Raw genomic sequence first — 23,401 nt, 5'->3', positions numbered from 1 at the left:
CGCGGCCTAGCAGGGGTTGGGGGCGTTGCGGCGGGCGTAGTACCACCAGTTGATGAGGATGCAGGCGGCGTAATAGGTGGCCAGCAGATAGAAGACCTCGGTGGTGCGCCCGAAAAGGGACAGCGAGACCCCGAAGAACATGCCCACGGCAAAGGGCCCATAGGCCGCCATGGCACTGGTCCAGCCGATCACGCCGGCGGCCTGGCGAGCCGGGAACAGCATGGGCATCTGCTTGAAGGTCGAGGCGTTGCCGATGCCGGAAAAGAAGAACAGCCCCAGCATGAACCCCAGGAACAGTGGAAAGGTCTCCATCGACTCCGGCGTCAGGAAGAAGCTGACCCCGATGGCGCAGGCCAGCATGCCGAGGCCGGCCACCTGTGTGACCTTGGCGCCGCCATAGCGGTCCGAGATCGGCCCGGCGACCACGCGCATGATCGAGCCCAGCAGTGGCCCGATGAAGGCATAGAGCAGAGGATCCGGGGAATCGGAAAAGCCTCCATAGCTTTCGCGGATCAGCAGGGGGAAGGTGGCAGCCAGCCCGGCAAAGGACCCGAAGGTCATGATGTAAAGGATCGTCATGATCAGACCGTGCTTCAGTTCGAAGATGTCGAACTGTTCGCGCAGGTTGGCCCGAACCGGCACGCTGCGCAGGTAGATCCAGCACAGCGCTGAAAGCACCACGACAAAGGGGACGTAGATCAATAGCGCGTTGTGCAGCCAGATCTTCTCGCCATCCGGACCGATCTGCGGTGCGGCGAAGATGCTGCCGAACAGGGCGAAGCCGATGACCCAGGGCGTCAGGAACTGCACGACACTGACCCCGAAGTTCCCGACCCCTGCCTGGATGGCCAGCGCCGTACCCTGCAAGCGCTTGGGAAAGAACAGGCTGGTGGACGGCATGAAGGACGAGAAGTTGCCCCCACCCAATCCCGCCAGAAAGGCCAGGACCATCAGGATCCAGAAGGGGGTTTCGGGATTCTGGACCGCGAAGAACCAACCCACTAGAGGGATCAGCAGCGACAGGGTCGAGAAGGTGACCACATGGCGCGTCCCGAAGATCGGCGTCAGGAAGGTATGCACCACGCGCAGTGTTCCACCGGCCAATCCCGGCATGGAGGCCAGCCAGAACAGTTGCCCGCTGGTGAAATCGAATCCGGCATTGGGCAAACGCACCACCAGGGCCGAGATAACGAACCAGACAATGAAGGCCATGACCAGGCTTGCCGTGGTCAGGATCAGGGTGCGCCAGGCAAACTTGCGGCCCTGCTCCTGCCAGAAGGCCTCGTCGTTTGGTTCCCAGCGCTCCAGCCAGGTCTTGCCGGGCTTGGGTGATGCATCGCTCATGAACCGCCTCCCTTGGTGCGGGACCAGCGCGTCGGCGTGGCAGACGTGTCTGATCCACTGGCCGCAGGCCGATCTGCCGGCGGCGGATTGCCCGAAAGCTCGGGCAGGTACTTGGGTCCGCCCAACTCGGGCGATTCCCGCATCTCCATGCGGCGGATGGCGAAGTGCATCCAGGTCAGCGCCACGGCAATGAGCGCGAACAGCAGCATGAAGCAGCTGGTCCAGACCCCGATCAGGTCGTTCATGACCCCGAACGCCAGCGGCAGGACGAACCCGCCAATGCCGCCGATCATGCCCACGACACCGCCCACGGCGCCCACGCGGTCCGGATAATAGACGGGGATATGCTTGTAGACGGCCGCCTTTCCCAGCGACATGAAGAAGCCCAGGATGAAGGTCAGGATCGTGAAGGGGATGAAACCGATGGCGAGCGTGAACTCGATCGGCCCCTCGATCCCCTGCACCACGTAGTCCGTGGCCGGATAGGACAGCAGGAAGGTACAGCCAAGCGAGACCAGGAAGGTCAGGTACATCACCCGGCGTGCGCCCCAGCGATCCGAAAGCACGCCGCCGAGCACACGGAACAGGCTGCCCGGAACGGAGTAGGCGGCCCCCAGCAGGCCCGCTGTCACCACATCCAGTTGGTAGACGTTCACGTAATAGCTGGGCAACCAGAGGGCCAGGGCCACGAAGGCCCCGAAAACGAAGAAGTAGTAAAGCGAGAAGCGCCAGACCTGTAGGTTCTTCAGCGGCTCGAGCTGGGTCAGGAATGAATCGGGCTTCTGCTTGCTGGCCCGCCGGGCGGCCAACTGGGGCTCGTCGCGCGTGGTCACGAAGAAGATCACGGCCATGACGGCCAGGGCTATGGCCCAGATCTGTGCCACCATCATCCAGCCGAAGGAGACCATCAGGAAGGGCGCCAGGAACTTGGTGACCGCCGTGCCGACATTGCCCATGCCGAAGATGCCGAGCACGGTACCCTGGCGTTCACGCGGATACCACTTGGACACGTAGGTGATGCCCACGGCGAAACTGCCGCCCGCCAGACCCACACCCAGGGCGGCGATCAGGTAGGTGCCATAGCTGTCCGCCCAGGTCAGCGCCCAGGTGGCAAAGGCCGCTGCCAGCATCACCAGGGCCAGGACACGCCGCCCGCCATACTGTTCGGCCCAGATGCCCAGGAACAGGCGCGACAGCGAACCGGTCAGGATCGGCGTGCCGATCAACAGGCCGAACTCGGTGCTGTTCAGGCCCAGATCCTCGCGAATGCGGATTCCGATGATTGAGAAGATGGTCCAGACCGCAAAGCAGACCGTGAAGGCCGTGGTGCTCATCACCAGGGCTGTCGTTTGTCCCGACGGCGTCCTGTCCCCTTCGGTGGCACTTGTCATGTGTGGTCCCGACCCCTGAAGTTTCATGCATTCTGTAGGCATCATAAGTCAGCGCCAGCCGGACGCATTGATCTGGATCAGACAGCTCTGCGCCTGAAAATCGTTTGCATTATTGTTGTATATTGCATCCATCTTTCCATTGGACAGGCGGTTGACTCTACCTTACGCTTTCAACTCAGCTCGCACTTCACCTATGGAGAGGCTGTCATGCCGGCACCAGACCTGTACCGGGTCCGGGCAAAGCGCGGCCAGCCCGGCTGGAAGAACACGGCAGTGTCTTCTGACCCAGGCGCGCCCAGGTCCTGTGCGGCACAGGATTGCCACAGCTGTGAGGTGCGCCCCCTGTCGCTTTGCGGCGCCCTCGAAGAAAGCGAACTTTCACGCCTGGACAGTATTACCCGGCGACACCATACGCCCGCCGGCGCCACACTGGTCCGCGAAGGCACCCCCATAACCTTTGCCTACAATATCACCGAAGGTGCGGTCCGGCTCAGCCGCCTGCTTCAAGACGGCCGGCGCCAGGTCATGGGTTTTCTTTTCACCGGAGACTTCATCGGCCTGACACGGCGCAACAGCTTCACCTTCAGTGCCGAGGCAATCACGGCCACGGACAGCTGCAGCTTCGCTCTGGATGACCTGGAGAAGCTGTCGGACGACAACCCGCACCTGCGTCAGCGCCTCTACGAAATGGCCTGCGGTGAACTGGATGCCGCTCAGGAGCAGATGCTGCTGCTTGGACGGAAAACGGCACAGGAACGCGTTGCCTCCTTCCTCCTGGACGTGCGGCAACGCCAGCTGCGTCATGACAGCGACGAGAGCTGCATTACCCTGCCCATGACCCGCGGCGACATCGCCGATTACCTGGGACTGACCCTGGAAACCGTCAGCCGCAGCTTTTCTCGCCTACGCCAGGAGCAGATCATCGAGGTCCGTGAAACCTACCGAGTCGCCCTGCTGGATTTCACTCGGCTGCAGGCGCTGTCCGGCAGTAGCTGATAGCTGAAGCAGATCAACCCGGCTTGCCATCCACCCGTGGCCGCAGGAGCATCGGCCCATAGGCCAGAAGGAACAGGCTGAAGGCACCGATCCAGGCCGCACCTGAAAGGATCACCCCAGCCTGGTAGACCTCCGGCGGCAACACCGGCAACAGAACCCTCAGAAGCGCCGCGACAAGGATCAGGACATAGCTGAGCGCGGTCATCGGACCGGCCACGATACTCCGGCCGGTATGCCCCAGGGTGGCCCGTGTCATCACGGCCAGGATCATGGTGGCAAAGGCACCGATCGTGATGGCATGCAACCAGCCGGACGCGATGGGCAGAGCCCAGACCAGCCATAGTCCCTTCAAGAGCAGGCCAAGCGGAAGCCATAGGAAACCGAGATGCAGGATCCAGACGATGGACGCACGCCAGCTCCGCCAACCTTGCCAACACAGCAGCCGTGCCGCGTTCAGCAGTCCGGCCAGAAGGGCCGCATACCCGGCCGCAAGGCTCTCCACCTGCCAGAGGTCCAACAACAGCATGGCCAGGAGAGCCGCCAGGGCGGAAATCTCGAGCCAGCGCGGACTTTCCAGGGTCAGCGATAGATCGCGCGATTTCAGGTAATTGCGCGTGAAGGCTGGAATGATACGTCCACCCAGCAGGGCCAGGACCACGAGCAGGCCGTTGATGGCCAGGAACAGTCCGGTCCGTGCACTGGCCTGGAGCAGCCCCAGCTGGTCCAGATGGAACAGCAGGTTTCCGCTCCAGAATAGCAGCAGCAGGAAGGGGAAAATCATGTTGCGCCGCGTACGCAGGCGCAGCAGTCCCGGCAGCACCGTCAGAACCAACAGGGGGAAGAAAGCCAGGTCGACGACAGCGCCCCAGACAAGCGGCAGCGGCATGTAGGGATTCAACGCCAGGCGCCCCGCCAGCCAGGCCAGCGCCAGAGCAGCCAGGCGCCAGCCATGGAAACCGCCCTCGCCGGTCCAGTTGGGCACGGCCGTCAGGATAAAGCCCGCCATGGCCGCAGCGGCGAAACCGAAGATCATCTCGTGGGCATGCCAGTCGATGGCCGACATGAAGGCGGTCGGCCAGACGCCCCCGGCCAGTGCATGCAGCCAGATCAGCAAGGCGACGACGGCATAAACACCCGCCGCCAGAAAGAAGGGGCGAAATCCATAGGCAAAGAGTGCAAACCACCGGCCCCTGGTTTGCTCAGAGCTGTTATCTCGGGTCACGCTGGCCATGAAGGCCCTCCTCACGAATTGGCTGCGATGGAATCATGCAAGCGGCAAGCAGCCCTGGCTGTCGCGTCAGGTCAGCGAGGCTATAGCGATCGAGCACAGCCAGGAAAGCCTCCAGTGCCTCACCCAGAATGCCTTTCAATTGACAATGGGGCGCCAGGACACAACTGTTTGTCTGCGCATTGAAACACTCGACCAGGTCCAGACTGTCCTCGGTCACGCGCACCACTTCACCCAGGCCGATCTCCTCGGCCGGGCGCGCCAACTTCAGGCCGCCCCTGCGCCCGCGCAGGGTTGTGATGAAGCCGTGCTGCCCCAGGGCGTAGGCAATCTTCATCAGGTGGTTGCGCGATATTCCATAGGAATCGGCCACTTCCTGAATGGTCACCAGCCTATCCGGGTCCAGGGCAAGCCGCATCAGCAGGCGCAGCGCATAGTCGCTGTAGACAGAAAGTTGCATGGGCCATCCTCATAAAAGATGTATTTATACTATTGCTTTTAATGGGCGAGCGCAATAGCCTCGGCAATAACATTCATTAATTATGCATATTATAGGAGACGCACCATGCAGCTCCATGCGGAGGAAAGCACAGGCTTTCCGCCTACGAACCCTCCGGTCACTTTTGTCATGATCGAGCGGCTGGTCCTTGATTTCTGTGCCAGAACTCAAAAGGACCCTGTCCTGGCACCCGTCCTTTCCAAGGCTATCGGCCGGGACTGGGACTCGCTCATACGCCGTATACGTCGCTTCTGGGCCGCGGAATTCCTGGAAGACTCGCGTGGCCAGGATGATCCGGTTCCCATGCACGCAAGCATGAAGGAACTCCGGCCGGCTCACCTCGACCGCGGGCTCGAACTCTTCCGGCAAAGTGCCTTCAGGGTCTGCGATCGGCAATCGGCTTTCGCTTTCGTCACATGGGCCGAACGGATCACGGAGCAGTTCAAGTATACCATTTTCCAACAGGCCGGACTGACGGCCCCCTCCGAACTGCGCACGGCTGTGCAGGGGGTCAGGCCATGACCTATGTGGTGACCGATGCCTGTATCCGCTGCAAGTACATGGACTGTGTCGAGGTCTGCCCCGTGGATTGCTTCTATGAGGGCGAGAACATGCTGGTCATTTCTCCTGATCAATGCATCGACTGCGGGGTCTGCGAGCCGGAGTGCCCGCCCGAAGCGATTCACCCCGACAGCGATCCCGGTATGGAAGGCTGGGTGAAGTTCAACGCCGAGTATGCGGAAAAGTGGCCCAATACCTTCATGAAGAAGGAACCGCCGTCCGATGCCGCGGATTGGGACGGCGTGCCCGACAAGTATCCGGAACATTTCAGTGCTGAACCTGGAGAAGGGGATTGACCCATGAACGTTTCCCGGCACGACAGGAATAAGCCCGACTCAAACAGTCAGCAGGTACCAGGCGAACTCCACCCGGGATTCTTCTGGGTGGTCATCCTTGCATGGCTGTGGTTGGTGGCCGCCTTCTGGTCGGCCTTCGCCGGCGACCTGCAAAGCGCCTGGGTGGTTACCATCAGCACGGCCTTTTTCGCCATGTACTTCGGTCTCTCCGCCATCCTCATGGGACTTCAGCGCGACCGGGAACCCGTGCACAAAGGTTTTCTGGCTTTTCTGAAGGGGCGCATGGACACCTTTACTGGTGCCGTCAGCGGCCGGGGCGCCCTGGTCCAGGTGGCCATCATTCCCGTCTCCCTGGCTCTGGCCGGCACCGGGATGGCCATCGGCCTGGCATGGGTACGCGGGGGTTAGCAGAGATGCCGTCCTCATGGAGCCTGCTTCTCCGACTGGTCCTGCCGGTCTTCTGGATCGGTCTCCTGGTCGGGGTATCCTTCCTGGCAACACCGGTGAAGTTCCAGGCACCCTCCCTGGAACTCCCGGTGGCCCTGGACGTCGGCCGGGTCACCTTCGCCCTGTTCAACCGAGTCGAATGGGCGCTTGCGATCCTGCTGGCCTTTGCTGCCCTGATCTCCGGCTTTCCGCGCGGCTGGACCCTGCTGCTGGGCCTGATTGCCATCCTTCTGGCACTGCAGACCTTCTGGCTGCTGCCGGAACTGAACGAACGCGTCCAGGCCATCATCGCTGGCGAGATGCCGCAACCCTCACAGCATCACATGCTCTACGCGCTGGCAGAAACGTTGAAACTCCTGAGCCTTCTGGGCATGTCCATCCTGTCCGCCTTGCGGTTTCCCTCCCTGCTCCGCAGGTAAACTTCAAGCTTCACCTCCGCCAAGAAGGGCACACGCCCGACCGCGCCATAACTTTGCCTGAAATTGGTCCTTCTACCTGCTTTCGAGATATAATATAATGTCATTATGGGAAATACAGGGACAAATACAGAAGAGATTACGGAAAGCAGGTATAAAGAGATCCAGTCTCTTGCATTAAAGCATTATCTTTATGTAATATCTGCCTCCGCCATATTCCTATACTTAATATTCTTTTCTCTTGTTACGTATATATACAATTATATTAATGTATATGTATTATTAATATACTTAATACTTACATTTATATTCTCTTTATCTATTCTCATATCGAAAAAATGCTATAGCTATAATATACTTAATATCGCAAGTTTGTTTTGTGTTATGTCAGCATTAGTGGGCATAACCCTTATATATATCTCTGTGGGCAGTCTTGAAAGGTTATTGGCAGGCATCTTCATCATACTTATTGCAGCTGTACAACTTACCACCGGGCATCGGTTTATTATCGTCGTTGCGGCTTCGGTCCTGTTGTTCCCGAATCTTGCCCTACTGCCGCATGACGCCTCCCTGCAATTCAAACTCATCATTAATGTATACCTGCTGACGGGCGTCCTCCTCTATACCACCGTTAGTGCTTCCAGGGTCAAGCGCCTGAGGCAGGTGGCCAAGCTGGAGATGGCCTTCGCAGAACAGCAGGAAGCAACCGAACGCCTGGCTCGTGTGGACGCGCTTACCGGCTTATGGAATCGACGTCACTTCTTCGAGCTGGCCAGAAGAGACATCTACAGAGCCGGGCGTGAAGGCACGCCCCCGGGGATTCTCCTCATCCTGGACATCGACCACTTCAAGAGCATAAACGACACTTACGGTCATGCTGGCGGAGATGAATTGCTGAAGCAGCTTGCGCGCACCTGGACCGCCATCCTTCGGGAAAGCGACGTACTCAGCCGAATTGGAGGCGAAGAGTTTGCCGTTCTGCTTCCGGCAACCGACATCACTGTAGGACGGGACGTGGCCGAACGCCTCCGCCAGGCCACCGAAAAGAAAGTGGTCGTTTTCAACGACTCGTCATACAGCGTAACTCTGAGCCTCGGCGGCGTCGCGGTTCAGCAGGACGAAACGGTCGACCAGGCCCTGAACCGAGCAGACAGGCTGCTCTACGAAGCCAAGGAGGCTGGCCGGAATTGCGTTAGACTGGAGCGCATGTCCTCGGTCATCCAGGCATAGTCTCTGGCGCCCATCAGACTTGGTCCTGACGGCACTACGGCTCCATCTCCTCGCTTTCCTCGTAGCCCTTGAGTATATCCAGCAGTTCCGCGACCCGGCCTGTCGGCAAGGGACGCCCCTCATTGATCAGGGCCTCATCGCTGTGCAGCCAGGCATGCGCTTCCTGCAATTCCTCTGCGCTGGCGCCTGTTGCAACCAGTTCGGCACTCAGGGTGTTGCCGACTGGCCCCAGAACGCGGTTCACGGCCTCACGAGTCAGGGGCGTCGCCATGTCCTCTCCTCCTTCCAGCCTGCGCAATATGGGCTGGGGCACAAAGGCCCCTTCACCGAAGACAGGTGGTAAGAAAGCTGGAGGCTTCAAGGCAGGCGCCGCATCTTTCCAGCCCGCCACTTGATCCAGATTAAGGACAAAACGATGGCCTGGGCGCTCACTGGATGGTCAGAGACTCAGCGGAGTGCAGACCATGCAGCAGACGGCATCAATTCGCGAGGCGGTCGGGGTCTTCAAGACGGAGGCGGCCCTGCAACAGGCCATTGACGAACTGCTTTCCTCCGGCTTCGACCGGGCAGAACTCTCCCTTCTGGCAGCCGAGGAAACGGTGGAGCGCACACTCGCTCACAGGTATCGTAAGGTCAGTGAACTCGAGGACAACCCGGCCGTTCCGCGCACCTTCTATGTGCCGATCGAATCCATTGGCGAGGCCGAGGGCGGTGTTGTGGGCACCTTGCTCTACGTGGGCGCCGTTGCTGCCGCTGGCGCCGTGGTCGCTTCGGGAGGCACCCTGGCCGCCGCCATATCTGCAGCGGCCCTGGCCGGTGGCACGGGCGGGTTTATCGGCTCGATTCTGGCGCGCCGCATCGGCCAGCACCATGCAGACCACCTGCAGACTCAGCTCGATCACGGCGGGCTGCTGCTCTGGGTGCGAACCTGGGACAGGAGTGATGAGGAACGCGCCATCCGAATCCTGGAGAAACACTCCGGCCAGGACGTTCACCTGCATGACCTTACGGAAAGCGCCGGCTGAGAACCCCGAAGCCTGCCGAAGCTGCTGTCCACTGTCCTCAGGCGGCCGTTCCGGACGCCAGCTCCGGCAGTCCCAGAAATTTACGCAATTCCGCTGGCTGCCCTGTGATGTCTGCCAGGCTGTGGCGATCAAGTTCGGCCAGGAAGGCTTTCAGAGCCTGCTGCAAGATACCGCGCAGGCGGCAGGCCGGCAGGATGGCACAGGATGTGTTGCTCGGATCGAAGCACTCGACCAGGTTCAGATCTTCCTCGGTAAATCTCACCACAGCACCAAGGTTGATGTCTTCCGGCGGGTGGGCCAGCAGCAAGCCACCTCGGCGCCCGCGCAGGGTCTGGATGAAGCCGGCCTGACCCAGACGGTGCGCCACCTTCATCATATGATTCCTGGAAATGTTGTAGCGTTCGGACGCCTCCTGGATGGTGGCCGGTTCACCCTGCTTGCTCGCAAGCAGCATCAACAGGCGCAGGGCATAATCCGTGTGCATGGTCAGGCGCATTGAGGACTCCGGAAGGCATATCGGGCGGAAAATCCGATGGGTTTGCTACAGGGACGGCTGTCGGGAACCAGGATCTTTCCTGAAGGGGGCATTTCCATACTGCCTCTATACAGCTTCACGTCCCCCATTTCCAGGAATCAGCGGCACAGGCGCAAAACTCTGCGCGCTTATACCACCCTGGAGTGAATTGCCCCGCAGGACTGTGACCCTGCGGGGCAACAAACCTTACTTTACGCTCTCGTTTCTGTTTCAGGCTGCACAGCATCCGAACGCTGTCTCAGTCCTTGCCGATCGGGATGTGCCGCTCGAAACGGCCATAGTGGAACTCACTGAAGCGACGCTCTTCATCCTGTTCTTCCTGCTGCTTCTCGCCACGTATGACAAGCGCGTCGCGTTCCAGCGACAACCCCACATCCTTCTCTTCCAGGCCGGGGAGTTCGGCCGAGACCTGCAACTCCTGGTCCGTCTCCTTCAACTCGACGCGCGGCCAACTCTCGCCGCCACGAAAGAGACCGGGAGCGGCAAAGCCGTTGAAGGTGTCGTCGAAAAGCCGGTTGATTTCACGTTGCAGACCCAGGAAGGGGTCACCGCCGCGTTCGGTCGTCAACGGCCGGGATAATGGGCTTGCTGGCCACCCGGATCGGTCAGTTCGGGCCTTCATCCACCCGACCTTCATCATCATAGTGCGCCCGCAGCTGTTCCCAGGCCACCCCGATATGCCAATCCATTTCACGTGCGATGCGCGCCTTGTCCCTGGCAATCAGCGCTTCCATCAAGGGGATGTGTGCATCGGCAAGCCGCTGCGGATCATCGAAGATCTGCTCGATGAGCGCGATGATCAGGCGTATCTCGTCCGCCAGGTCGGTGAAGACGCGCAAGAGGCGGCGATTGCCCGAGAGCTCGCAGATCATCAGGTGAAACTGCAGGTCCTCCTCTACCGTTCGGGCCACATCACCTTCAGCCGCTGTGGCCCGCAAGCGTTCCAGCTGGCCCGCCAGCTGGTCAAGCTCCGCATCGCTGGCCCGCTCGATCACAAGGGTGGCCGCATAGGTTTCCAGGTTGATGCGCAGACCATAGATATCATCCAGTTCGCCGGCGCTCGGGCAGCGAACCGTGAACCCCTTGCCCGGGCTTGCGACCAGCAGGCCGCGCTGTTCCAGCAAACGGGCCGCTTCGCGCACCGGGGCCCGGCTGACCCCCATTTCGCGAGCAATGGCCGCTTCGACCACGCGGGCACCGGGCTTCAGGCGCCCTTCCGTGATCGCCGCATAGAGTTGGCCGGCCACCTGGCCCACCAGATCGCTGCGCGCGATTTCCCGGAAAGTCTGGCCCTTGTCGTGCCGGGGAAGTACCATGCTGTTCCCTCCTTGCGGGTTCAACTCTAGGACCACGTATTGTCGATTGTCGACAGGTTTTGCTTTGACCCCGAAAATGACCGTGCTACCGTCTTGCCGAACGGACCGATTATGTGCTCTGAACAGGTTAAGGACCGCGAATAACGCGGCCACGGGAAGGCACACGAGGGAGAGCAGTCATGCAGCTTGTCGCGGGACAGCCCGGCCAGGCAGGGGAATCAACGGATGAAGCGCTCTTGCGGCTGCGCCGCGATCTGGCGGCTGCCTATCGTCTGGTTGCCCACTTCGGCATGGACGATATCATCTACACGCACATCTCGGCGCGCCTTCCGGGCCGCCACGACCGTTTTCTGCTGAATGCTTATGGCCAGCGTTTCGACGAGGTCACGGCCTCCAGCCTGGTGACCGTCGACCTGGATGGAGAGGTGGTGGACGACCCCCTGGGCCTGGGGATCAATCCGGCCGGTTTCACGATACATTCCGCCGTTCATGCCGCACGTCCGGATGTGGTCTGCGTGCTGCATACCCATACGACGTCCGGCGTCGCCGTATCCTGTCAGGCCAATGGGCTTTTGCCGCTCAATCAATGGGCCCTGCAGTTCCATGACCGCCTGGCCTATCACGACTACGAAGGCATCGCTCTGGATCACGACGAGCGCCAGCGCCTGGTGGCCGATCTCGCTGAAAAGTATGTCATGATCCTGCGTAACCACGGCATGCTGACCTGCGGACGCAGTGTGAGCGAAGCCTTCAAGCTCATGTATAATCTGGAGCGTTCCTGTCGCGCCCAGCTGGCCGTGCAGGCCAGCGGCAGCGAGATGGTCCTGCCGCCGCCGGAAGTTCGCGAGAAAACGGCGCGTCAGTACGAACGCTTCTATGACAAGTTGGAGATCGAAGGGAGCGTCGAGGACAGTGAATGGGCCGCCTTGCTGAGACTGGCCGACACGCAGAGTCCCGGCTATGCGGATTGAGACAGAACACCCTTCCCGTCAGGGTTGGGTTAGCGGCAGCAAGCCGCACTAAAGCGGGACACCCCCGCAGACAGAAGAAGTGAACAGAGAATCAGAGGGTTTCACAGTCAAGAAGGAGAAGACCATGGCCTTTAACAGGAGCCTGAAAGCCGCGGCTGTCGCCAGTGTGGCGACACTGGCGTTCGTCGCCGGGCCGGCATTGGCCGAGGAGCCGAAAAGCGGCGGTACGGCAAATGTCGTAATCCAGCCCGAGCCACCCAGCCTCAACCTGGGCATGGTGCAGAACGCCCCGACCCAGATGGTCGCCGGCAATATTTTCGAAAGCCTGCTCAAGTACGACACCAACCTGGACCCCGTGCCCAACCTGGCAACAGAGTGGGAAGTCAACGAAGACGGCACGGTCTACACCTTCCACCTGAAGGAAGGCGTGAAGTGGCATGACGGCGAGGACTTCACCGCCGAGGATGTGATCTTCTCCATGGATGAGATGCTGCGCGAGACCAACCCGCGCCTGCGCGTCAACCTGGATCACGTGGAAAAGATGGAAGCGCTCGACGACTACACCGTGCGCTTCACCCTGAAACAGCCCTTCGGTCCCTTCCTGGGCCTCTTCGAGGTCGGGACGGTCCCCATGTGGCCAGCGCACATCTACCAGGGCACCAATTACCAGGAGACGGCCGACGACAACGATCCCATCGGCACGGGACCCTTCAAGTTCGAGGAATGGGACCGCGGCTCCTACATCCATCTGGTCGCCAACGAGGACTACCACGTGGAGGGCCAGCCTTACCTGGACGAGATCTATTGGCATGTGATTCCGGATGCGGCCTCCCGCGCGGTGGCCTACGAAAACGGTGAAGTGGATGTCCTGCCGGGTGGCTCGATCGAGAACTTCGACGTGCCGCGCCTGGCCGAAATGGACAACACCTGCATGACCACCAAGGGCTGGGAATACTTCGCACCGCTGGCCTGGATGTGGCTCAACAATCGCGAAGGACCGCTGGCCGACAAACGCGTGCGCCAGGCCATCATGTACGCCATCGACAATGAATTCGCCCAGGAGGTGGTCTGGAACAACCAGGGCCGCGTTGCCACCGGACCGGTGAACTCGGTAACCCGCTTCTACACCGACGATGTGACGGACTATTCCTACAATCCGGACAAGGCAGAGGAACTGCTGGACGAGGCCGGCTACGACGGCGAGGAAATCAGCCTGCTTCCCCTGCCTTACGGCGAGACCTGGCAGCGCTGGGCCGAGGCCGTTCAACAGAACCTGGAGGAAGTCGGTATCAACGTGGACATGGAAGCCACGGACGTCGGCGGCTGGAACCAGCGTCTCAACGAGTGGGACTTCGATATGGCCTTCACCTACCTCTACCAGTACGGTGATCCGGCCCTGGGCGTGACCCGAAACTACATCTCCAGCAACATCGAGAAGGGCTCGCCCTGGAACAACGTCGCGGGCTACGAGAACGAGCGCGTGGACGAACTGGCCGAGCAGGGCGCGGTGGCCTTCCCGGACGAGAAACGGGCCGAGATCTACAAGGAGATGCAGCAGATCCTGGTCGAGGACGTGCCCGTTGCCTGGCTGTTGGAGCTGGAGTTCCCGACGATCTATCGCTGTGACGTCAAGAACCTCGTGACCACGGCGATCGGCGTCAACGACGGCTTCGGTGACGCCTGGCTCGACCGCTGATCCTTCCCTACCACCGACTCCCCCTCCAGACCGCTGGAGGGGGAGTTCGCATGGCAGTAGTGAACCATGGGCAAGCTTTCCTTTATCGCACGGCGGTTGGTCAAGGGCGTCTTCGTCCTGCTGGCCATTGTCATCCTGAACTTTTTTCTGATCCGCCTGGCCCCCGGTGATCCGGCCCAGGTCATGGCGGGTGAGGCGGGTGCGGCCGACCAGGAGTTCATCCAGCAACTTCAGGAAAAGTTCGGACTGAACCAGCCGCTCCACGAACAGCTCTTCATCTACCTGAAGGGCGTACTGACCCTGGACCTCGGCTGGTCCTACCGACAGGACGAGGCAGTTGCGACCCTGATCTTCGAGCGGCTGCCGGCCACCCTTTTGCTGACTGGAACGGCCTTCTGCTTCGCGTTGACGCTCGGTGTGCTGCTGGGCGCCCTCGCGGCGGCCCGCGTCGGGCGTTGGACGGACAGCCTGATCACCGTGCTGGCCCTGGTTTGTTACGCCACGCCACTGTTCTGGGTGGCATTGATGTCCATTCTGCTGTTCTCGGTCTATCTGGGCTGGCTGCCCGGATTTGGCATGTTCTCCGTGGGGGCGGGTTATACTGGCCTGGAGTATGTTCTCGATGTCCTCAAGCACCTGATCCTGCCGGCACTCACGCTCGGACTCTTCTACATGGCTGTCTACACGCGCATGACCCGCGCCTCGATGCTGGAGGTGATGGAGATGGACTATGTGAAGACCGCCCGCGCCAAGGGCCTGGCACCCGGCCGCATCACCCGCATGCACGTCCTGCGCAATGCCCTGCTGCCCGTCATCACACTGGCCGGCATCCAGGCCGGACAGATGGTGGGCGGTGCCGTACTCACGGAAACCGTTTTTGCCTGGCCCGGCATCGGCCGACTGATGTTCGATGCCCTGCTGCAGCGTGACTACAACCTGTTGCTGGGCGTCTTCCTGGTTTCCTCGGCCGTGGTAGTGCTGTTCAATCTCGTGACCGATCTGGTCTACACCTTCGTCGATCCGCGCATCGAGGTGTCGTGATGCAGAAGAACCTGGAATTCTGGAAGCGCTTCTGCCGCAACAAGGGGGCGGTCGTCGGGCTTCTCATTATCGTCGCCGTCATCCTGATGGCGATCTTCGCCCCGCTGCTCTATCCAGACAGTCCCTGGAAACTGGTCCAGCGGCCCTTTATCCCGCCCATGGAATTGGACGGCTATTGGTTCGGCACCGACACTCTGGGCCGCGACATCGGGGCCGGTCTGGTGCATGGGGCCCGGGTATCGCTGTTGGTGGGACTCACCTCCACCGTGGTCGCTCTGTTGATCGGGGTCACCCTGGGTGCCTTTGCCGGCTATTACGGCGGGCTGGTGGATGACGGCGTAATGCGCTTCACCGAGCTGTTTCAGACCGTGCCGAACTTCGCGCTCGCCATCGTGATCGTTGCCATCCTGCAGCCTTCCGTGGAATCGGTGATCCTGGCCATCGGCATCGTCTCCTGGCCTCCGGTGGCCCGCTTGGTGCGCGGCGAATTTCTCAGCCTGCGTTCGCGGGAATTCGTCCAGGCCTCGGTGGTCATTGGCCAATCCAACGCGCGCATCATCCTGACTCAGATTCTGCCCAACACGCTTTCCCCGGTGATCGTCATGACCTCGCTGATGGTGGCGACCGCGATTCTGCTGGAATCCGCGCTGTCCTTCCTGGGGCTGGGCGATCCGGATGTCATGTCCTGGGGCTACATGATCGGGGCGGCCCGCACCGTGCTGCGCCAGGCCTGGTGGATGAGCTTCTTCCCCGGCGTGATGATCCTCTTGACCGTGCTGGCCCTCAACCTGGTCGGCGAAGGCCTGAACGACGCCATGAATCCGCGCCTGGCGCGGAAGACACGCTAGGCGAGGGAGCAGGAAATGAGCGATACAGCTACAGAAAACACCCTGCTTTCCGTCGAGGAACTGACGGTGCGTCTGCCCGAAGGGGCCGACCGGCCGCACGCGGTGGAAAAGGTTTCCTTCAACATCAAGCGCGGGGAGATTCTCTGCATCGTCGGGGAGTCGGGCTCGGGCAAGTCGGTCACGGCCAACACCATCATGGGCCTGCTGCCGCGTCCTTATGTTGAGCCGGTGGCCGGGCGGATCATGTTCGAGGGCCGCGATCTGCTGCAGCTTCCCGAACCCGCCATGCGCGACCTGCGCGGCAGCCGCGTCGGCATGATCTTCCAGGAGCCCATGACCGCCCTCAATCCCGTCATGAAGATCGGCGATCAGATCAACGAGGTCTTCGACGCCCACGGCAAGGCGGGCCGCAAGGAAAGAAGGGAACAGGTGGTCGAGCTTCTGCGCAGCGTCGGCCTGCCGGATCCGGAAAGCCTGGGCGATTCCTATCCCTTCCGCCTGTCAGGTGGCCAGCGCCAGCGCGTGATGATCGCCATGGCCCTGGCGCTGGAGCCGGGTGTCCTCATTGCGGACGAGCCGACCACCGCGCTGGATGTCACCACCCAGGCACAGATCCTGCGGCTTATCAGAAGGCTGCAGGAGGACCGCAACATGGGCGTCATGTTCATCACCCATGATTTCGGCGTGGTGGCCGAGGTGGCCGACCAGGTCTCCGTGATGCAGCTGGGCGAAGTGGTGGAAAGCGGCCCGGCGAGTGAGATCCTCAACAACCCGCAGCATCCTTATACCCAGCGCCTGGTGGGCTCGGTGCCCCGGTTCGAGCCACCAGCGGCACGGGGCAAGCTTTCCGCGGACACTCTGCTGTCCGTGCGCAATCTGGACAAGACCTACGTCACTGCGCGCGGGCTCTTCACCAAGGGCCGCACGGTCCAGGCCGCCAAGTCAGTCAGCTTCGACATCCGAAAGGGTGAGACCATGGGCCTGGTGGGCGAAAGCGGGTCGGGCAAGTCCACCGTTGGCCGCTGCATCGTGCGCCTGCTGGAAAGCAATGGTGGCGAGATCCGCTTTCGCGACGAGATCGACCTGGCCGCCCTCAAGGGGCGCGGGCTTCAGCCCTATCGCAAGCACATCCAGATGATCTTCCAGGACCCCTACGCCTCGCTCAATCCACGCCGCAAGGTCGGACGCATCATTGCCGAGGGACCCATGGCCCACGGCACCAGCCAGGCTGAGGCCCATAGACGCGCCGAGGAACTGCTGGAACTCGTTGGCCTGGATTCCGCTGTCGCCGACCGCTATCCCCACGAATTCTCCGGGGGGCAGCGCCAGCGCATCGGCATCGCCCGGGCGCTGGCGCTCGATCCCGAGCTGCTGGTCGCCGACGAGCCGGTCTCGGCCCTGGACGTCTCGGTACAGGCCCAGGTCCTGGACCTGCTGGATGACATCAAGCAGCGGCTCAACATCTCGGTACTGTTCATCACCCATGACCTGCGTGTGGCCGCCCAGATCTGCGAGCGCATCGCGGTGATGCAATTGGGTGAGATCGTGGAGTATGGTGATACCCGCGAGGTCTTCAACAACCCGCAGCACCCCTATACCAAGGAACTGCTGGCCGCCGTCCCGGGCCGCAACTGGTCCATTCCCGAAGTGGCCCGCAAAGCAGTCGCCGATCAGCAACTCCAGACAGAGGTTTGATAGATGTCAGACGCCCAGAGCCCTCTCTCCGCCGAACTGGCCGACAAGATACGCAAGTCAGTGGAGGATGGCTTTGACGAGCAGGTGAGCTTCCTTCAGGACTTGGTCCGCCACCCTTCCCTGCGCGGCCAGGAACATACCGCCCAGGACTTCTACTTCGAGGCGCTGAAGCAGCGCGGCTACGCCATGGACCGCTGGACCGTCGATGTGGAGGACATACGCCACCATCCCGGTTTCTCGCCGGTCAAGATCGATTACAGCAACGCCATCAACGTGGTCGGCACGCACCGTCCGCGCAACGAGACCGGACGTTCGCTGATCCTCAACGGCCACATGGACGTGGTGCCCGAGGGGCCCTATGACCTCTGGAGCCGGCATCCCTTCGATCCCTATATCGAGGGCGACTGGCTCTACGGCCGCGGCAGCGGCGACATGAAGGCTGGCCTGGCCGCCAACATCCACGCTCTCGACGCCCTGCGCCGCCTGGGCTACCAGCCGGCCGGACGGGTGCACCTGCAGTCCGTGGTCGAGGAGGAATGCACCGGCAACGGCGCGCTGGCCTGCCTGACCCGCGGCTACCAGGCCGAGGCCGCCATCATTCCCGAGCCCGAGGACGAGAAGCTGGTGCGCGCCAACACCGGCGTCATCTGGTTCCAGGTGACGGTGCGCGGCGTGCCAGTGCATGTGCGCGAGGCCGGCAAGGGGGCCAATGCCATCGAGGCCGCCTACACGCTGATTTCCGGCCTGCGCGAGCTGGAGGAACGCTGGAACGCGCCCGAACGCCGGCCGGCGCGTTTCAAGGACGAGGACCACCCCATCAACTTCAATGTCGGCAAGATCGCCGGCGGCGACTGGGCCTCCTCGGTGCCCTCCTGGTGCTCCTTCGATTGCCGCATCGCCATCTTTCCCGGCGTCTCGCCCCAGGAGGCCGCCGCCGAAATCGAGGCCTGCCTGCAGGAAACCGCCCGCAAGGATCCCTTCCTGGCCAACAACCCGCCCGAGATCGACTACAACGGCTTCTTCGCCGAGGGCTATGTCCTCGAGGAAGGCACCGAGGCCGAGCAGATCCTGGGCAAGGCCCATGCCCGCAGCTTCGGCCGCGAGCTGGAGAGCTTCATCACGGCCGGCTACCTGGATGCGCGGGTTTTCATGCTCTACGGCGATACGCCCTGCCTGGTCTACGGGCCGGTGTCCGAGAACATCCACGCCTTCGACGAGCGGGTCAGCCTGAAATCCATGCAACAGGTCACCACCACGCTTGCGCTCTACATTGCCGAGTGGTGTGGTCTGGAAGAGATATAGGCGCACGAACGACAAGGGAGACGCGCGAGATGGAAAACCTGCGCATCAATGGTGACCGGCTGTGGGACAGCCTGATGGAGATGGCGAAGATCGGCGCCACCGAGAAGGGCGGCGTCTGCCGCCTGGCCCTGACCGACCTGGACCGCGAGAGCCGCGACCTCTTCGTCAAGTGGTGCAAGGAAGCCGGGTGCAGCGTCGAGGTGGACGCCATCGGCAACATCTTCGCCCGTCGCCCGGGGCGCAACAACGACCTGCCCGCCATCATGACCGGCAGCCACCTGGACAGCCAGCCCACCGGCGGCAAGTTCGACGGCGCCTATGGCGTGCTGGCCGGCCTCGAGGTGGTGCGCAGCTTGAACGACGCCGGCTACGAGACAGAGCACCCCGTGGAGATCGTCGCCTGGACCAACGAGGAGGGCTCGCGCTTCGCCCCGGCCATGCTGGGCTCCGGCGCCTACACTGGCGCACTCGATCCCGAGTGGTGCCTGGCCCGCACCGACCTGGAGGGAAAGTCCGTGGCCGAGGAGCTGAAGCGCATCGGCTATGCCGGCGAGGCGCCGCTGGGCGGCCGTCCCGTTGCCGCTTGCTTCGAGGCGCATATCGAGCAGGGTCCGGTGCTGGAGGCCGAGGAGAAGCCAATCGGCGTGGTCACCGGCGGCCAGGGGCAGCGCTGGTACGAACTGACCTTCACGGGACAGGAAGCGCATGCCGGGCCCACGCCCATGGCCCGGCGCAAGGATGCCCTGGTGGGTGCAGCGGAAGCGGTGCAGTTGGTCAACCAGATCGGCTTCGACTTCCAACCCGATGCCTGCGCCACCTGCGGCATGCTGCAGGTCAGCCCCAACTCTCGGAACGTGATTCCCGGGCGAGTCTGGCTGACCATCGACATGCGCCATCCCGTGGACGAACGCCTCAGCGGCATGGACGCGGCGCTCAGGGCCGGCGTAGAGGAGATCGCCAAACGCCGCAGTCTCGAGGCACAGCTCGACGCCATCTGGCACTTCCCGGCCACACCCTTCGACTCCGACTGCGTCTCGGCCGTACGCGACGGAGCCTCGGCCCTGGGCTACGCCCACCGCGACATCGTCAGTGGCGCCGGTCACGACGCCATCAACATGGCCGGTGTGGCGCCAACAGGCATGATCTTCGTGCCCTGCGAGGACGGCATCAGCCACAATGAGATCGAGAACGCCACACCTGAGGACCTGACCGCCGGCGCCAACGTCCTGCTCCAGGCCATGCTGCGCAGCGACCGGAAGCAGGCGGAGTAGCGCGCAGGTGATCGTTCCTCAGGCTGCTTGAGGCCGGGAGAAGCGTACCGCTTAAAGCTCCTTTATGCTGAGGAGGAATTCTTGAGTAATGTCAATTCATTAGCCCCCTCATGCTGAGCGACTGTTGTCGATGTCAAGCATATTTCCAAGGCCTTTCGTCTCTGAGGATGGCATTGAGGATGACAATGAGCTTGCGCATGCAGGCTGTGATGGCGACTTTCGCCTCCTTTCCGGCGGCGCGCAGGCGATGATAGGTCTGGGCCAGTGGCAGGTCGCGTCTTATGGAGACCATGACGGCCATGTAGAGGGCACTCCGCACCGCTTTGCGGCCACCGACAATGGCACGTCGGCCGCGCATCTTGCCGCTGTCCCTGGGATATGGGGCCAGACCGCTGAGCGAGGTGATGCCTCGCCGGTGGAGCTGGCCCAGCTCGGGGAGTTCGGAGATCAGGGTCTGGGCCGTCTTGGGACCGACACCGGGCACGGAGCGTAGCAGGCCATCCTTTTCCCGCCAGGCCGGGGTTTCGCGGATCAAGCTGGCAATCTCCCGGTCGATGACGTCCAGCTGCTCGTCCAACACCGCCATGACCTCCTCGAGCGAGTGCAGGGCGTGCGGATCCGCCAGGCGGGAAAGGCGATTCTTTTCGGACACGCGCATGCCCAGGAGCTGCCGCCGGCGGGTGACCAGCTCGCCCAGCCTGCGGCTGGCGGCGTCGGGCACCGCCCGCGGTTCGGGGCGCATCGCCTCGGCGAAATGAGCAATCACCGCGGCATCCAGCGTATCGGTCTTGGCCAGGCGCCCGGCGGCCTTGGCAAAGTCCCGGATCTGGCGTGGGTTCACGATCGCCAGTGGCAGGTCTGTTGCTGCCAGGCCGGCAGCAACCACCGTCTCAAATCCGCCCGTGGCCTCCATCACCACAAGTTCAGGCTCAAGGGCGTTCAGGTGCTGGGCCAAATTCTCGATGCTTTCACTGTCCCGCGGGACAGTGAAAGCCTGCCCGCTGGGGCGCAGGTGGACATCCAGCTTATCCTTCGAAACATCGATTCCGACGAACATCTTCGGCTCTCTCCCTTCCTTGCACGTGCGGGCTCTCTATGGGACCCTTGCGACTGTTCGGGTTCTCAAGAACCGGCGGAGGGGGCATCAAGCTCAGCAGCGGGTTTCGCAGTTTGCCCTAGGTGCGATCGAGCTCCCCTCCGCCACCGCCCGGGTTATAACAACCCAGGGCAGTATTTCTACCCTATAACACCCGTCAATCTCGATACAAGGTGCGTTGACACCGTCAACGCCTCGAAGCATCCCGGCACTGACGGCAAGGCCGGGGAGAACGCCAACGGCAATCGCCTGGCCTTGTGGCCGATCCTTCGAGTGCGCTTGGCGCAGCCTCAGGATGAGGTTTTCATTTAGTTTCAAAGAATTAATTTTTTCATGCTGAGGCGTGCGCCCCGATGGGGGCGCGCCTGAAGCACCTATGCTGAGCCATTCGAAGCATCCAGGCGCGGCGCTTCTCGCCGCACGGCCTCGGCGACGAAATCCATGAAGGCGCGGATGCGCGCCACACGGCGCAGGTCGGGATGGGTCAGCAACCAGAGATCCGTGGCCAGTTCCGGGATCGCCGCCCCCAGACGCCGCAGTTCCGGCGCACCGTCACCAAGGTAGCAGGGCAGCACCGCCAGCCCGGCGCCGTCCCGTGCCGCCACCGTCATAGCCAGCAGGCTGTCCAGGCGATAGCGGCAGGAATCCTGCAGTCCCTGCCGCTCCATCCAATGCTCCAGGGGACGATAGCCCATGACCTCGTCCGGGCCGATCCAGCTGAAGGACGTCAGATCGTGCGTCTCTGACTCTCCTTCCAACAGCTCTGTCCTGCCGTAGACCGCCTGGGCGATCACTCCGATGCGCCGGCCCACCAGCGTGTCCGGCGGCGCCTGGGCGGGACGGATCGCCACATCGGCCTCGCGGCGCGAGAGGTTGAACAGGTTGTTGGACAGCGCCACCTCCAACCCGATCTCGGGATAGGCCTGCCGGAACGCCGTGAAGATGGGCGACAGCAGGCCGAACAGCAATGTGTCCGTGGTGGTCACCCGCAGGCTACCGGCCGGCTGCAGGTCCTGCCCGGCCAGGCGCCGCTCCACCTCCAGCACCTCGTCTGCGACCCGCACGGCCGTGGCCGCCAGGTCCTCACCCGCCGGGGTCGGACTGTAGCCCCCGCGCATCCGCTCGAACAGCCGTACGCCCAGGCGTGCCTCGATCTCGTTCAACCGGCGGAAGACCGTGGCGTGGCTCAAACCCAGTTGCCGCCCGGCGCCGGACAATGAACCCGCGTCGGCAATGGCGCGGACCACACGCAGGTCGTCCCAGCGTCCTTTCTGTTCATTCATGCAAAGCAATTTCACAAATTCTTGGAATTTCCTTTCTGAAACAAACAGGATTACATGGCCTGCAGGAAAGTCAACGACCTCCACAGGAGTTTCCCTCATGCCTCATGACACGAGCAAACCACGACCCAGCGCCCACGCTCTGGTGGTCTTTGCCCACCCCGAACCGCAGTCCTTTAACGGCACTTTGAAGAACACGGCCGTCACCACCCTGAGAGAGCAGGGTTATGCGGTGGAGGTCTCGGACCTCTACGGCGAAGGTTTCGATCCGGCCGAGGGACCGGCTCACTACCGCGAGCGTGCCGATCTTGGGGTCTTCGCGCCGCTGGCCGAGCAGCGCCGGGCCTACGAGCAAGACATCCTGGCTCCTGAGGTCCAGCGCGAGATCGACCGCCTGGAGCGTGCCGACTTGGTGGTTTTCCAGTTTCCGCTCTGGTGGCACGCCCAGCCGGCGATCCTGAAGGGCTGGATGGATCGTGTCTTCGTCAACGGCGGCCTCTACACCTCGTCCATGCGCTACAATCTCGGCTACTTCCGCGGGCGACGCGCCCTGGTCTCTGTGACCACCGGCGGTCCGGCCGAAACCTTCGCCCACAACGGACGCGGCGGCGATATCGATCTGCTGCTCTGGCCGCTGCACTACTCACTGCATTACATGGGCTTTACGGTCCTGCCCGCCTTCCGTGCCCACGGCATTCAGGGCAACGGCTACGCCTACCAGGACGAGAGTGCCTTCCAAGCCCACCTGGAGCACAGCCGACAGGCTTGGCGTGCGCGCCTGCACCAGTTGGACGAGACAGAGCCGCTCCGCTTCGTCGACTGGGACGATTGGGACGAGAGCGGACGCCTCAAGCCCGGAGTCGAAGGGTACGACTATTTCATTCGTGCCCGGCCTTGAGCACACGCTCTGACACGCC

25 protein-coding genes are annotated in these 23,401 nt (G+C 62.2%); 15 read left to right on the top strand and 10 right to left on the bottom strand.

What is annotated here, in order from left to right; translation table 11 throughout:
• Positions 1-6 precede the first annotated feature (6 nt).
• The gene (locus G502_RS0110740; protein WP_026989345.1) at positions 7-1,344 is read right to left on the bottom strand and encodes an MFS transporter; all 1,338 of its coding nucleotides are present in this window, start codon (positions 1,342-1,344) and stop codon (positions 7-9) included.
• Positions 1,341-2,735 (bottom strand): MFS transporter, encoded by a 1,395-nt coding sequence (locus G502_RS19750; RefSeq protein ID WP_081649769.1) that lies wholly within the window; start codon positions 2,733-2,735, stop codon positions 1,341-1,343. The genes G502_RS0110740 and G502_RS19750 overlap by 4 nt, the downstream gene beginning before the upstream one ends.
• 207 nt (positions 2,736-2,942) lie before the next feature.
• Between G502_RS19750 and G502_RS19745 the strand changes: the two genes are divergently transcribed.
• Positions 2,943-3,731, top strand: coding sequence for a helix-turn-helix domain-containing protein (locus G502_RS19745; protein ID WP_022728667.1), 789 nt, complete (start codon positions 2,943-2,945; stop codon positions 3,729-3,731).
• Positions 3,732-3,744: 13 nt separating this feature from the next.
• On the opposite strand, the gene G502_RS0110720 is transcribed toward G502_RS19745, so the two are convergent.
• Both G502_RS0110720 and G502_RS0110715 read right to left on the bottom strand, forming a co-directional pair.
• Positions 3,745-4,962: an NnrS family protein gene (locus G502_RS0110720; protein WP_022728666.1), complete on the bottom strand. Its 1,218-nt coding sequence runs from the start codon at positions 4,960-4,962 to the stop codon at positions 3,745-3,747.
• Complete coding sequence (locus tag G502_RS0110715) at positions 4,940-5,419, bottom strand: RrF2 family transcriptional regulator (protein ID WP_022728665.1); 480 nt, start codon at positions 5,417-5,419, stop codon at positions 4,940-4,942. Before G502_RS0110715 ends, G502_RS0110720 begins: the two co-directional genes overlap by 23 nt.
• Before the next feature lie 105 nt (positions 5,420-5,524).
• Between G502_RS0110715 and G502_RS0110710 the strand changes: the two genes are divergently transcribed.
• The 5 genes from G502_RS0110710 to G502_RS22400 all read left to right on the top strand — a co-directional run bounded on the left by G502_RS0110710 (position 5,525) and on the right by G502_RS22400 (position 8,408).
• The gene (locus G502_RS0110710; protein ID WP_026989343.1) at positions 5,525-5,980 is read left to right on the top strand and encodes a group III truncated hemoglobin; all 456 of its coding nucleotides are present in this window, start codon (positions 5,525-5,527) and stop codon (positions 5,978-5,980) included.
• Complete coding sequence (gene fdxA, locus G502_RS0110705) at positions 5,977-6,315, top strand: ferredoxin FdxA (protein ID WP_022728663.1); 339 nt, start codon at positions 5,977-5,979, stop codon at positions 6,313-6,315. The genes G502_RS0110710 and fdxA overlap by 4 nt, the downstream gene beginning before the upstream one ends.
• A gap of 3 nt (positions 6,316-6,318) precedes the next feature.
• Complete coding sequence (locus G502_RS0110700) at positions 6,319-6,723, top strand: hypothetical protein (RefSeq protein ID WP_022728662.1); 405 nt, start codon at positions 6,319-6,321, stop codon at positions 6,721-6,723.
• Positions 6,724-6,728: 5 nt separating this feature from the next.
• The gene (locus G502_RS0110695; protein ID WP_022728661.1) at positions 6,729-7,181 is read left to right on the top strand and encodes a DUF4149 domain-containing protein; all 453 of its coding nucleotides are present in this window, start codon (positions 6,729-6,731) and stop codon (positions 7,179-7,181) included.
• A gap of 528 nt (positions 7,182-7,709) precedes the next feature.
• Positions 7,710-8,408: a GGDEF domain-containing protein gene (locus tag G502_RS22400; RefSeq protein WP_162140972.1), complete on the top strand. Its 699-nt coding sequence runs from the start codon at positions 7,710-7,712 to the stop codon at positions 8,406-8,408.
• A 34-nt stretch (positions 8,409-8,442) separates the two neighbouring features.
• Here the strand turns inward: G502_RS22400 and G502_RS0110685 are convergent, their stop codons facing one another.
• Positions 8,443-8,679 (bottom strand): hypothetical protein, encoded by a 237-nt coding sequence (locus G502_RS0110685; RefSeq protein WP_022728659.1) that lies wholly within the window; start codon positions 8,677-8,679, stop codon positions 8,443-8,445.
• 193 nt (positions 8,680-8,872) lie between these two features.
• On the opposite strand from G502_RS0110685, the gene G502_RS0110680 reads away from it, so the two are divergent.
• Complete coding sequence (locus tag G502_RS0110680) at positions 8,873-9,433, top strand: hypothetical protein (protein WP_022728658.1); 561 nt, start codon at positions 8,873-8,875, stop codon at positions 9,431-9,433.
• A gap of 37 nt (positions 9,434-9,470) precedes the next feature.
• Here the strand turns inward: G502_RS0110680 and G502_RS19735 are convergent, their stop codons facing one another.
• The 3 genes from G502_RS19735 to G502_RS19725 all read right to left on the bottom strand — a co-directional run bounded on the left by G502_RS19735 (position 9,471) and on the right by G502_RS19725 (position 11,284).
• Positions 9,471-9,929, bottom strand: coding sequence for an Rrf2 family transcriptional regulator (locus tag G502_RS19735; RefSeq protein ID WP_022728657.1), 459 nt, complete (start codon positions 9,927-9,929; stop codon positions 9,471-9,473).
• A 277-nt stretch (positions 9,930-10,206) separates the two neighbouring features.
• Positions 10,207-10,536 (bottom strand): Hsp20/alpha crystallin family protein, encoded by a 330-nt coding sequence (locus G502_RS19730; protein ID WP_022728656.1) that lies wholly within the window; start codon positions 10,534-10,536, stop codon positions 10,207-10,209.
• A gap of 37 nt (positions 10,537-10,573) precedes the next feature.
• A complete protein-coding gene (locus G502_RS19725; RefSeq protein ID WP_022728655.1) occupies positions 10,574-11,284 on the bottom strand; it encodes a GntR family transcriptional regulator in 711 nt (236 codons plus the stop codon).
• Between the two features lie 179 nt (positions 11,285-11,463).
• Here G502_RS19725 and G502_RS0110660 point away from each other — a divergent pair, with 179 nt between their 5' ends.
• From G502_RS0110660 to G502_RS0110630, 7 genes are all read left to right on the top strand, one after another.
• Positions 11,464-12,255 (top strand): class II aldolase/adducin family protein, encoded by a 792-nt coding sequence (locus tag G502_RS0110660; protein ID WP_022728654.1) that lies wholly within the window; start codon positions 11,464-11,466, stop codon positions 12,253-12,255.
• Positions 12,256-12,379: 124 nt separating this feature from the next.
• Positions 12,380-13,951, top strand: coding sequence for an ABC transporter substrate-binding protein (locus G502_RS0110655; protein WP_022728653.1), 1,572 nt, complete (start codon positions 12,380-12,382; stop codon positions 13,949-13,951).
• A 66-nt stretch (positions 13,952-14,017) separates the two neighbouring features.
• Positions 14,018-14,992, top strand: coding sequence for an ABC transporter permease (locus tag G502_RS0110650; RefSeq protein ID WP_022728652.1), 975 nt, complete (start codon positions 14,018-14,020; stop codon positions 14,990-14,992).
• Positions 14,992-15,840: an ABC transporter permease gene (locus tag G502_RS0110645; protein WP_022728651.1), complete on the top strand. Its 849-nt coding sequence runs from the start codon at positions 14,992-14,994 to the stop codon at positions 15,838-15,840. Before G502_RS0110650 ends, G502_RS0110645 begins: the two co-directional genes overlap by 1 nt.
• A gap of 15 nt (positions 15,841-15,855) precedes the next feature.
• Positions 15,856-17,535 (top strand): ABC transporter ATP-binding protein, encoded by a 1,680-nt coding sequence (locus G502_RS0110640; protein WP_022728650.1) that lies wholly within the window; start codon positions 15,856-15,858, stop codon positions 17,533-17,535.
• 3 nt (positions 17,536-17,538) lie between these two features.
• On the top strand, positions 17,539-18,837 hold the full coding sequence (locus tag G502_RS0110635) for an ArgE/DapE family deacylase (RefSeq protein WP_022728649.1): 1,299 nt from the start codon (positions 17,539-17,541) through the stop codon (positions 18,835-18,837).
• Between the two features lie 29 nt (positions 18,838-18,866).
• Positions 18,867-20,108 (top strand): Zn-dependent hydrolase, encoded by a 1,242-nt coding sequence (locus G502_RS0110630; RefSeq protein WP_022728648.1) that lies wholly within the window; start codon positions 18,867-18,869, stop codon positions 20,106-20,108.
• 133 nt (positions 20,109-20,241) lie between these two features.
• Here G502_RS0110630 and G502_RS0110625 read toward each other — a convergent pair whose 3' ends face one another.
• Together G502_RS0110625 and G502_RS0110620 are read right to left on the bottom strand one after the other, a co-directional pair.
• Positions 20,242-21,165, bottom strand: a complete 924-nt coding sequence (locus tag G502_RS0110625) for an IS110 family RNA-guided transposase (protein ID WP_022728647.1) — start codon at positions 21,163-21,165, stop codon at positions 20,242-20,244.
• A 413-nt stretch (positions 21,166-21,578) separates the two neighbouring features.
• On the bottom strand, positions 21,579-22,487 hold the full coding sequence (locus tag G502_RS0110620) for a LysR family transcriptional regulator (RefSeq protein ID WP_040488141.1): 909 nt from the start codon (positions 22,485-22,487) through the stop codon (positions 21,579-21,581).
• A 97-nt stretch (positions 22,488-22,584) separates the two neighbouring features.
• On the opposite strand from G502_RS0110620, the gene G502_RS0110615 reads away from it, so the two are divergent.
• The gene (locus G502_RS0110615; RefSeq protein WP_022728645.1) at positions 22,585-23,382 is read left to right on the top strand and encodes an NAD(P)H-dependent oxidoreductase; all 798 of its coding nucleotides are present in this window, start codon (positions 22,585-22,587) and stop codon (positions 23,380-23,382) included.
• Positions 23,383-23,401: the final 19 nt, after the last annotated feature.

It is taken from the genome of Fodinicurvata sediminis DSM 21159 (assembly GCF_000420625.1).
In the GTDB taxonomy this organism is placed as follows: Bacteria; Pseudomonadota; Alphaproteobacteria; order Kiloniellales; family DSM-21159; genus Fodinicurvata; species Fodinicurvata sediminis.
The sequence above is the reverse complement of the archived record's forward strand: the minus strand, read 5'-3'. Positions and strand labels throughout refer to the sequence as shown.